Here is a 10,132-nt window from a genome sequence, read left to right as displayed (position 1 = left end):
GCCTGTCGCGCTTGCATCACTTCGCCTGGTAAATAATCCCCGGGCTGCATTGGACCATCTGGTAATGGTCCGGCAATCCGTTCAGCGCTTCGGAAGCACCGAGGAACAGATAACCTCCCGGCTTCAACGTGCTGTGAATGCGCAAAAGGATGTCCTTCTTCACTTCGGCGGAGAAGTAGATCAGCACATTGCGACAGAACACGATGTCGAACTTGCCAAGGCCGGCGTAGCTGTCCAGCAGGTTGAACGAGCGAAACTCGACCCTGCTCTTGATCGGCGCCTTGATGGCCCAGCGCCCCGGCCCCTTGGGGTCGAAATAACGCTGCAGCCGCTCGGGAGACAAGCCGCGACCGATGGCCAGGCTGTCGTACTCGCCGGTCTTGCAGTTGTTCAGCATGGTGCCCGACAGGTCGGTGGCAACGATCTGTACGCCCATTCTCAACTGCCCGGCATTGAACCGCTCGAACTCATCGATGGACATCGACAGCGAATACGGTTCCTGACCCGACGAGCAGGCCGCCGACCAGATCCGCAGACGCTGGCCGGGGCTGGCCTTGATCGCTTCGGGCAGCACCTTGTTTTTCAAGACTTCAAACGGATAGGTATCACGAAACCACAGGGTTTCGTTGGTCGTCATTGCATCCACCACCATCTCGCGCAACCCGCTGCGCGGCTGGGTCTGAATGCGCTGGACCAGCTCACCCAGGGACTTGATGCCTTGCTGCTCCATCAGTTTGTTGAGACGGCTGGAGACTAGATATTGCTTGTTTTCACCGAGCAAAATGCCACAGGCTTTTTCCAGGAACACCCGGAACTGTTCGAAATCCAAATTACCCGTAGACAATGCTGCCGCCTCTAAAATCGTGTTGACTGCCGGGGGCCGAACGCCCCTAGCTGATGTCTGCTGCCTTGATCCGGTCGACTACCCGGGATGCCAGGTCATCAGGACGGAACTTGGCCAGGAAGTCATCGGCACCGACCTTCCTGACCATCGCCTGATTGAATACACCCGACAACGAAGTATGCAGGATGATATGAAGCTTTTGCATGCGAGGGTCGTTGCGGATCTCCGCCGTGAGGGTGTATCCGTCCATTTCCGGCATCTCGATGTCGGAAATCATCATCAGGAACTCCTCCTCTGGCCTCTTGCCCTCGTCGACCAGTTTGCGCAGGTAATCCAGCGCTTGGCGACCGTCGTTCAACGCCACCACTTCAACACCGACCGTTTGCAGGCACCGGGTGACCTGTTTGCGCGCCACTGACGAATCATCGACCGTCAGCACGCGCAAGGAGAGCGCCTTGTGCTGGGTCTCGACATCCACCACGCCAGCGGAGATCGCTTCCGGGGTCGGCGCCACTTCCGCCAGTACCTTTTCGACGTCGATGATTTCCACCAACTGGTTGTCGACCCGGGTCACCGCCGTCAGGTAGTGATCACGTCCGGTGCCCTTGGGTGGTGGATGAATCTCCTCCCAGTTCATGTTGACGATGCGTTCCACCGAGCGAACCAGGAATCCCTGGGTCTTGGTGTTGTACTCCGTGATGATCACGAAGGGGTTGTTCTTGTCCTTCAAGCCACCGGAACCGGTCGCCATCGCCAGATCAAGGATCGGAATGGTCGCCCCCCGAATATTTGCCACGCCACACACGACAGGACTGGACTTGGGCATCAGCGTCAGTTTGGGGCATTGCAGCACCTCCCGCACCTTGAACACGTTGATCCCATACAGCTGCTGGCCGTCGAGACGGAACAACAGCAACTCAAGGCGATTTTGCCCCACCAGTTGCGTGCGCTGGTTCACCGAATCCATTACACCAGCCATGCCTGACTCCTACGCCAACGCTAAGTGTTGTTGCGACGCGCCTTCTTCACTAAACGGCACGGCGCTTGCTTTTTACATGTCATGAACTCAGAACCGACATTATTCCGACGCCTGACCACCCGCTGCCGCCAATGGCTGGGGGTGTTGTCGGCTGTTTGCCTGTTCAACGCTGGCAGCCCTGCCCTTGCTGACGCGGTTACCTTGCCTGACATGCTTATCGGCGTCACCCAGGGCTTTCTTGAATTCACCGTAGAGGACTATCTGGCGACCAGTCAAACCCAGGGTCGCTATGAAATCCAGGTAAACCCGCTCGATCCGCGTCTGCGCATGCCGATGTGCGACAAGGAATTGACAGCCACGCTGGAGAGTCCGGCCAAGCCCTTGGGCCGCGTAACGGTCAAGGTTCGCTGTGAGGGAACATCCCCCTGGACAGTCTTCGTGCCCGCTCAAGTACGCCTGTTTCGCGAGGTCGTCACGACCACCCGGCCACTGCGCCGCGCCGGTATTATCGAGCCGCAGGACGTCATGCTGCGTGAGCGCGATATCAGCCTGCTTAACCAGGGGTACCTGACTGCCGTGGACCAGGCTGTCGGGCAGCGACTTACCCGACCAATGGTCAACGATCAGGTCATCAGCCTGGTGCACATCGAACAAGCGGAAGTGATACGCAAGGGCGACCAGGTAGTGATTACCGCCCGCAGTGGTACGCTCAGCGTGCGAATGCCCGGCGAGGCATTGGCCAGTGGCGGCCTGAGCGAACAGATTCGAGTCAAGAATCTCAATTCCAAACGGGTCATCAAGGCACAGGTGATCGCACCAGGCCAGGTGGAAGTGTCCATGTAGGATTTACTGTGGGTGAAGATGTGGCGCCGGCCTCGGCGGTTCCCTAAACTGTGTGCCAGGCACGGCAAGCGCTGGCGCGCGCAAGCTCATTTGATCAATGAGCCTAAAGTTTTTCAGGGAATGGCCGAAAACATGGCAAGCGTCCAAATTCCCAGAGGTTTTTAACATGGTTATCGATTTCAGCCGATTGAACAGCTCCCCGTCAGTCACGGGCAGTACACGTACCAGCGCCGCCAGGGAAACCGCCGAATCCGGCAAACCTGCCGAGCCTACCTCCGCGGCCGAACAGGCCAGTACCGTCAAAAGCGGGGAGTCGGTACATCTGAGCAATGAGGCGCAACAGTTGCAAAAGATCTCCGATACGCTGCGTGATCAGCCTGTCGTCGACAAATCCCGCGTGGCTGAGTTGAAAGCAGCTATCGCCGATGGCAGCTATAAAGTCGACAGCAACCGTGTAGCCAGCAAACTGCTCAACTTCGAAGCCCAGCGCTAGGCCTAGGCCCGCGCCAGGCTTTTGGACGCTTAAACCCCAAGGCCAGCCATGCACGACACTAATTTACTGCAACTGATCACCGACGACCTTGCTCCAGCGCAACGCTTGCTGGAATTACTGCAAACCGAATCCCTCGCCCTGCACGGCCGCGACATGCGGTTGCTGGAAGAAATTCTGGCGCACAAGCAGGCATTGGTCATCGAACTCGATCAGCATGGCCGCAGACGCAGTGAGATTCTCGCCAGCCTCAACTTGCCAGCCAACCGCAGCGGTCTGGAGCAACTGGCCAGTCAATCGAGCATTGGTCAAGAACTGCTGGTGCAAAGTGATGCGCTGACCGACCTGTTGGCTCAATGCCACGCCGCCAACGCCGACAATGGACAGTCGATCCTTGTACAGCAGGCCGCCACGGCCACCCAGCTGAGAATCCTTAACGGCGGTGACCAGCCCGCGCTCTATGACGCCAGCGGATCATTCTCCCGGTTAGTGAAACCGCGCCCGCTCAGTCAGGCTTGAGCCTGTCTATAAGCACACTCTATCAAGACGCGAAACATGATGGCAAAATGCCGCTTGCCGTAGTCAACATTTGTCTGGAGATTGATTAACCGTGTCCAATGCCTTAAACGCGGAAGATGCTCCGCAGCCTCCCAAGGTGCTCAGAACGCCCCTGGAGATCTCCGGCAATTTGCGCCAGCTGCTAGACAGCCATGACCCGCTGATCATCACGTTCCACGAGCGCAGCCAGCGCTTCCAGAGCTATCTGGTGGACCTCGATCGTGAGCGCAACATGATTGCCCTGGACGAAATGATTCCCCGCGATGGCGAACGTTTCCTGCTGGCCGGCGAACCCTTCAAAGTCGAAGGTTTTCATGAAGGCGTGCGCATCGCGTGGGAAAGCAATGGCCCGCTGACCATCGACGAATCCAACGGCAGCCGTTGCTACCGTGGCACCCTGCCCGATGAAGTCGTCTACCACCAGCGCCGCAATGCATTCCGCGCTGCCTTGAAATTGGCCCAACTGGTCAACGTCAATCTGGACGGTGAAAAACTCAAGGCATCGATCAGCGGCAAGCTGCTGGACATCTCCGCCACTGGCTGCAAGTTGCGCTTTGAAGGCGATATCACCGGCAGCCTGCAACTGGGTCAGGTTTACGACCGTTTCAACGCCGATCTGCCTTTCGGCAAAATGACGGCACCGGTTGAACTGCGCTACCTGCACTTTGAAGAAAAGATCTCCACCACTTTCGCTGGCGTTCGTTTCCACAACATGAGCGGACTGGTGCAACGTCAGGTCGAGCGGTTCGTCTACCAGCTGCAACGCGAAGCGCGGCGCTTCGACAAAGACGACTTCTGAGGCAACGCTTCAAGCAAAAACGGGCAGCCCCTTGCGGTGACTGCCCGTTTTTTTTGCCTGAATGTCAGGGCCTGGCCTCGGTAAAACTCTGCTCCCTGCCAGAATCCGGTTCTTGCGGGGGAGGATCGGTTTCCGGTTCCGGTTCCGGACTCGGATCGGAGGGAAGTGGATTCTGCATCTGATCCTGCACCACCTGCTCGTCCACCCTTGGATCCAGCGCCGCCACAAGTGGTGAACTCGACATACTGTCTGGCATGGCGACGTGATGCAGCGGTGCGTCGTCCACCTGATGCAAATTGGTCACCGCTTTCGGACGAATTCGCCACACCAGCACCAACGCGAAGAAACTGAAGAACGCATAGAGCATCTGGCTGCCGAACAACTTCATCAGCACGCCCGCCACCAATGGACCGATGCTGGCGCCAACGCCATAGGTCACCAGCAACATCGCCGTCAACGAAACCCGTCGATCGCCCTCGACATGGTCATTGGAGAAGGCCACTGCCAACGGATACAGGCAAAACTGGACCAACGAGCAGAGGAAACCGGCAACGAACAGGACCTCCAGCGGCACCCGCTCCATGATCGCCAACGGCAAGGCAGCCAACGCCAGGCTAAACGCAAAACAGCGAATCAACAGCGCCCGGTCATAGCGATCGGACAACCATCCCAACGGCCACTGCACCAGCAACCCGGCAAAAATGCAGCTACCCATGAACAGGCCGACCTGCTCCGTGGACAGCCCTTGCTGGGAGGCGTACAGCGGTGCCAGACCGTAGAACGAGCCGACAATCAGGCCTGCGCCCAGGACGGTACTCAATGACTGTGGCACCCGCTTGATAAAGAACCGCGGCTCCATCGGTGCGGGATGCAAAGGCGCCGGGTGAATCCGTCGGGTCAGGGCCACCGGCACCAGGCAAAGCGTGAAACATAGGGCTACCAGCATCAGCAGCTCCAACCCCAGCCCCGGGTGCATGACCAGAATCAACTGACCCAGCACCAACCCCAGGTAGGAGGCGATCATGTATCCGCTGAACACCAGGCCGCGCTGCTTGGCATCGGCCTGCTCATTGAGCCAGCTCTCGATGACCATGTACTGGCACATCATGCCGAGACCGACGATCACCCGCAGGAACAACCAGGCAGGCAACCAGTCCACCAGGCCATGGCCCAGCACCGCCGCGCCGACTATCCCGGCACAGGCCGAGTAGGCCCGAATATGCCCGACCCGGGCTATCAACCGATGGCCGATCTTGCCGCCCAGCACCAGGCCGAAATAGTTGGCAGCCATCAACGCGCCGACCCACAGGCTATCGACATGATCGGCAGCCAGGCGCAAAGCCAGGTAAGTACTCAGCAGGCCCGAGCCGATCAACATCATCAGCGACGCGAAATAAAGCGCTCGAAAGGACTTCCAGATTAGGCGCAACGAGCGACTCCTTGCAGTGGGTGACGGGCTATTAAACGATAGCCCGGTGTCGACATTTCATCAGGCCTGGGCGGCCAGGACACGCCGTTCCCAGGGAGTAATTTCATCAAGGAAACTGGTCAATTCCATGGTCTTCGAAGCGACGTAGCCTTCGATGAATTCCTTGCCGAACAGTTCAATTGCCAAATGGCTACGTTTCAGACGCTCAAGCGCTGCATGCAAGGTACAGGGCAATGAAAGTTTATCCGGTACCTGGAACTCACCCTGAACCGGTTCGTCGGGCTCCAGTCGATGCTCAATGCCATACAACCCGCAGGCCAGGCTCGCTGCGATCGCCAGGTATGGGTTAGCGTCAGCTCCCGGCAATCGGTTCTCGACCCGACGAGCGACCGGCGAGCTGGCGGGGATGCGCAATCCAGCCGACCGATTGTCATGGGACCAGCAGGCATTATTCGGTGATGCAAAGGGATGGCACAAGCGCTGATACGAATTCACGTTGGGTGCAAACAGCGCGGTAAAATCCGCCATGCCGGCTTGCTGCCCCCCTATGAAATGGCGAAAGGCAGCAGTCGGTTGACCGGCTTCGTCACTGAAGACATTGCGCCCCGTACCGATCTCTATGATGCTCTGGTGAATGTGCATCGAACTGCCTGGCGTGTGCGCCAATGGCTTGGCCATGCAAACCACGATCAGGCCGTGCTTGAGCGCGACTTCCTTGAGTAAATGCTTGAACAGGAATGTCTGGTCTGCCAGCAGCAAAGGATCGCCGTGCAGCAAGTTGATTTCGAACTGACTGATGCCCATCTCGTGCATGAAGGTATCGCGCGGCAAGCCCAGCGCAGCCATGCACTCATAGACCTCGCGGAAGAACGGCCGCAGGCCGTTGTTGGAGCTGACACTGAACGCCGAGTGACCTTCCTCGCGTCGACCGTCCAAGCCAGTCGGCGGCAGGAAGGGCTGGGTCGAATCGGTATTGGGAGCGAAGACAAAAAACTCAAGTTCAGTCGCCACCACCGGTGCAAGGCCCACCGCCGCGTAACGCGCGATGACCGCCTTGAGCTGGCCGCGGGTCGACAGACTGGAGCTTTCGCCCGACAATTCATCCGCATCACAGATGGCCAATGCCCGAGGTTGCTGGCTCCAGGGCAAGCGGTGGATCTGCGCCGGATCAGGGACGAGCGCGAGGTCGCCGTCATCGCAACCGTAAAAGCGTGCCGGCGGATATCCGCCCATGATGCATTGCAGCATCACTCCCCGCGCCATCTGCAAACGACGTCCTTCGAGGAAGCCCTCGGCAGTCATCACCTTGCCTCGGGGCACGCCATTCAAATCCGGTGTAACGCATTCGATCTCATCAATGCCCGTCAATCGCTGCGCGAGTGAACCCAGGCCATCGGTTGTCATGACGCAATCCTTGTTTTTATACGAGCCGCGAGCGGCAACTCGTACAAAATAGGCTCCGCGTGTTCAGAATATCAAGCAGGATTCTCAAATATGTAGGCCCCGAGGGTTCAAGGAAGATAGAGCCTGAAGACGCCCCCACCCAAAGGACCGCCATTGCTGATTTCCGTGCGCCCGCCTACGCCGTTACGTTGATGCAGTGCCGCAATCCGACCGGCGAAGTACAGTCCCAGGCCGGTGCTGCCGGTGCTGTGGTTGATGCCCTGCACATACTCGGCCTGATGCTCGATCATTTGCGCAGGATAACCTTCACCATCGTCATTGATGGTCAAGACCAACTGCCCGGCTTCGTCGCTGGCACTGATCAACACTGCGTGACGGGCATAACGGATCGCGTTGTTGATGCTATTGGCCAGTACCGAAGCGATCAGCTCTCGATCAAAGAAACCCAACGGACTCAAGGGATCGACTTCAAACGTGGCGGCAATACCGCGGCTGGCGAACACGTCTTGATGACACGCCAATTGCGCTTCGATGAAGTCGTCCAGTTCGTGGTAGGCCGGTTGCAGGGGCATCTGGTTGACGCCCAGTTTGTACAGGCCCAGCAACTGCACCAGCATGCCATTGAGGTGCGCGAACTCGAACTCGATCACACCCAGCGAAGGAGTGTGGCGGGCAGACGCCGGCAAGCTCGCCAGGCATTGGCTGTGGGCCTGCATCAGCGTGGCCAGCGAGTTCTTCATGTCGTGTACGGTGGACGCAATCACCGTCGAGAAATCCAGTGCCTGTTGGTGTTCGTTCATTCGCCAAATGCCTTGTTCTTGAGCTTCGTATAACGCGCAAAACGCGAGTCGGTGTCCGGCATTAAGCCGACCATTTTCAGGCAGGCCCGGCATTCCTCCAGTTCCTCTGAGGGGACATTGGTATCGGTACCATGCAGCAACGCCTGTGCGAGGTTCAACGCGATGCTGATGTTCTTGGGCTGCAGCGCCAGGGCTTTGCGGAAAATCCCTCGGGCCTGCACCAAGTCACCAGTCTTGTACACGCGCACGCCCTGCCGATTGAGATCGGCTGCAACGTTGCCGGAGTTGAGGATGCTCGGATCATCAGTCAACTTGGCGATGCCCTTCATGACCGCAGGATCGTCGCCGTAAATCTCTGCGCAGTTTTTCAACATCGAAGCGCCCGCATTGGCCTGACCCAGCATCTGTAATTGCTTGGCTACCAACAGCGCCGCTTCGGCACTCATGAACTGCTCCATGCCATCGAGCCGCATGATGGCTTGCTCAGTCAGCTTTTCCGCCGTTTCGGCGTCGTTGAGCAGCAGACTGGTCGCCTTCATCAACCGCGCCCTGATTTGCAGACCGGGATCGGACGGGTTCTCCTTTGCCACCGCACTCAGGGTCGTGTTGATTTCCAGACGAGTGCGGGTATCAAGGCCTTTTTCACTGCCCTTGCTGATCAAGGCATGAGCCAGTCCGAGGTTGCTTTCCGCATCCTTGAAGCGTGACTGGGCACCTTGGGCAACAGCCTGGCGGTAAGCTTTGGACGCCGTGTCAAAATCTTCATTGGTCATTGCCAATTTTCCCAATTGCGCTTGTCTGCGCACCGCCAGTGGCGACAAGCGAATCGCCTCTTCAAGAACGCGTTGAGCGGCCTTGGTATCGCCTTCGGCAATCAGCACCTCTGCCATGCCATCGTAGAGCGCCGGCATCATCGGAAACACTTTCAGCGCTTTTTCGTAGACAGCTTTTGCCTGGGTGACCTGGCCCCGCTTGAACAACAACTTGCCCAGTCCGGCAAATGCCCATGGCAAGGGTCGATCGGCGATGATGCCGTCGTAGAGACGCTCCAGTACCTCGTTCTGATTGAGGTCACGCAGGGCATCAGCGCGGTAGCGCAAGCACAACGGCGAATAGCGGATATCCTGTTTGCACAAGGCTATGCAGGCATTGAGCACTTCCACCGGCTTTCCACGGTCGAGGGCCTGCAATATCGGCTTGAGCAACGTCTTGCGCTGTACCAGTCGCTCCAGGCGTTGAGCCAGACCGGATCGGTTGAAGGGTTTGGTCAGGTAAGCATCAGGCTCGTGCTCCAGGGCGCTGAGCACCATGGCCTGGCTGGTTTCAGCGGTGACCATCACGAATACACTTTCATGACTGATCAGCTTGTCGATCATCAGGTCTTCGAGCACCTGCTGACCGTTCTTCTTGCCATCGCCCAAGTGGAAATCCTGGAGGATGAAATCGTAGGATTTCTGCGAACACATCTTCAGCGCCTGTTCGCCAGTGTCGGCCGTGTCCACATCCTTGACACCCAACTCCCGCAGCATCGACCTTACCGAACTGCGGAAATCCGAAAAATCGTCGACGATCAGAAAACTCTTTTGGTGATACGACAGCATCGAAGATTTCCAGGCAATTTAAGAAGAAGAACCGAGAGGCGAATGCACGAACAAGATCAGCTTCACTGCCCTTTACGGCGCGCAGATGATAGCGGTTAGCCATTAGTCATCAAGGGGTTTTTCTCGAAACCTGATGACTGTTGAAGCTGTGAGATGTAAAGCTCGCTGCGACCTAAAGGTTATCGGCCGGCAGTAGCATTCTCTTGAAGCGAGGGGAGTGGAATTGAGCGGTTTCATTGTAGGAGCGAGCATGCTCCGGGCGGCGTTTCGACGGTGGGCGTTAACGATAAGGCTGGGGCCTGATATTCCGTGGCGCTCTCCGGTTCTTCGCGAGCATGCTCGCTCCTACAGGGGGAAAATCGGGCACAAAGACAAAACCCCTACC

10 protein-coding genes are annotated in these 10,132 nt (G+C 57.8%); 4 read left to right on the top strand and 6 right to left on the bottom strand.

All coding sequences use genetic code 11. From position 1 onward, the window contains the following. Positions 1-16 precede the first annotated feature (16 nt). Both cheR and PG5_RS32655 read right to left on the bottom strand, forming a co-directional pair. Positions 17-844 carry a protein-glutamate O-methyltransferase CheR gene (gene cheR / locus PG5_RS32660; RefSeq protein WP_033040711.1) on the bottom strand — a complete coding sequence of 276 codons (828 nt, stop codon included), beginning with the start codon at positions 842-844 and terminating at the stop codon, positions 17-19. Between the two features lie 46 nt (positions 845-890). Next, positions 891-1,823 (bottom strand): chemotaxis protein CheV, encoded by a 933-nt coding sequence (locus PG5_RS32655; protein ID WP_020801355.1) that lies wholly within the window; start codon positions 1,821-1,823, stop codon positions 891-893. Positions 1,824-1,904: 81 nt separating this feature from the next. On the opposite strand from PG5_RS32655, the gene flgA reads away from it, so the two are divergent. The 4 genes from flgA to PG5_RS32635 all read left to right on the top strand — a co-directional run bounded on the left by flgA (position 1,905) and on the right by PG5_RS32635 (position 4,513). Further along, on the top strand, positions 1,905-2,666 hold the full coding sequence (flgA, locus tag PG5_RS32650; RefSeq protein WP_020801354.1) for a flagellar basal body P-ring formation chaperone FlgA: 762 nt from the start codon (positions 1,905-1,907) through the stop codon (positions 2,664-2,666). Between the two features lie 166 nt (positions 2,667-2,832). After that, entirely contained in the window at positions 2,833-3,159 is a 327-nt protein-coding gene (flgM, locus tag PG5_RS32645; protein WP_020801353.1) for a flagellar biosynthesis anti-sigma factor FlgM, read from the top strand. Positions 3,160-3,207: 48 nt separating this feature from the next. After that, positions 3,208-3,675, top strand: coding sequence for a flagella synthesis protein FlgN (locus PG5_RS32640; RefSeq protein ID WP_020801352.1), 468 nt, complete (start codon positions 3,208-3,210; stop codon positions 3,673-3,675). A gap of 91 nt (positions 3,676-3,766) precedes the next feature. Further along, the gene (locus PG5_RS32635) at positions 3,767-4,513 is read left to right on the top strand and encodes a flagellar brake protein (protein ID WP_033040709.1); all 747 of its coding nucleotides are present in this window, start codon (positions 3,767-3,769) and stop codon (positions 4,511-4,513) included. Positions 4,514-4,577: 64 nt separating this feature from the next. Here PG5_RS32635 and PG5_RS32630 read toward each other — a convergent pair whose 3' ends face one another. The 4 genes from PG5_RS32630 to PG5_RS32615 form a co-directional block, all read right to left on the bottom strand. Then, complete coding sequence (locus PG5_RS32630) at positions 4,578-5,942, bottom strand: MFS transporter (RefSeq protein WP_020801350.1); 1,365 nt, start codon at positions 5,940-5,942, stop codon at positions 4,578-4,580. A gap of 60 nt (positions 5,943-6,002) precedes the next feature. Next, entirely contained in the window at positions 6,003-7,244 is a 1,242-nt protein-coding gene (locus PG5_RS32625) for a glutamine synthetase family protein (protein ID WP_168759224.1), read from the bottom strand. Between the two features lie 209 nt (positions 7,245-7,453). Beyond that, complete coding sequence (locus PG5_RS32620; RefSeq protein ID WP_020801348.1) at positions 7,454-8,146, bottom strand: sensor histidine kinase KdpD; 693 nt, start codon at positions 8,144-8,146, stop codon at positions 7,454-7,456. Further along, positions 8,143-9,747: a tetratricopeptide repeat-containing response regulator gene (locus PG5_RS32615; RefSeq protein WP_020801347.1), complete on the bottom strand. Its 1,605-nt coding sequence runs from the start codon at positions 9,745-9,747 to the stop codon at positions 8,143-8,145. The genes PG5_RS32620 and PG5_RS32615 overlap by 4 nt, the downstream gene beginning before the upstream one ends. Between the last annotated feature and the right edge of the window lie 385 nt (positions 9,748-10,132).

The sequence above is a fragment of the Pseudomonas sp. G5(2012) genome, assembly GCF_000408945.1.
In the GTDB taxonomy this organism is placed as follows: Bacteria; Pseudomonadota; Gammaproteobacteria; order Pseudomonadales; family Pseudomonadaceae; genus Aquipseudomonas; species Aquipseudomonas umsongensis.
Note: the sequence above shows the minus strand (reverse complement) of the source record. Positions and strands in the feature narration are given on the sequence as shown.

Bases quoted from the DNA above. Each gene is read 5' to 3' on its own strand.
- PG5_RS32625 (WP_168759224.1), bottom strand. From the start codon at position 7,244: ATGACTGCCGAGGGCTTCCTCGAAGGACGTCGTTTGCAGATGGCGCGG.
- PG5_RS32615 (WP_020801347.1), bottom strand. From the start codon at position 9,747: ATGCTGTCGTATCACCAAAAGAGTTTTCTGATCGTCGACGATTTTTCG.
- flgA (WP_020801354.1), top strand. From the start codon at position 1,905: ATGAACTCAGAACCGACATTATTCCGACGCCTGACCACCCGCTGCCGC.
- PG5_RS32655 (WP_020801355.1), bottom strand. From the start codon at position 1,823: ATGGCTGGTGTAATGGATTCGGTGAACCAGCGCACGCAACTGGTGGGG.
- PG5_RS32640 (WP_020801352.1), top strand. From the start codon at position 3,208: ATGCACGACACTAATTTACTGCAACTGATCACCGACGACCTTGCTCCA.
- PG5_RS32620 (WP_020801348.1), bottom strand. From the start codon at position 8,146: ATGAACGAACACCAACAGGCACTGGATTTCTCGACGGTGATTGCGTCC.
- flgM (WP_020801353.1), top strand. From the start codon at position 2,833: ATGGTTATCGATTTCAGCCGATTGAACAGCTCCCCGTCAGTCACGGGC.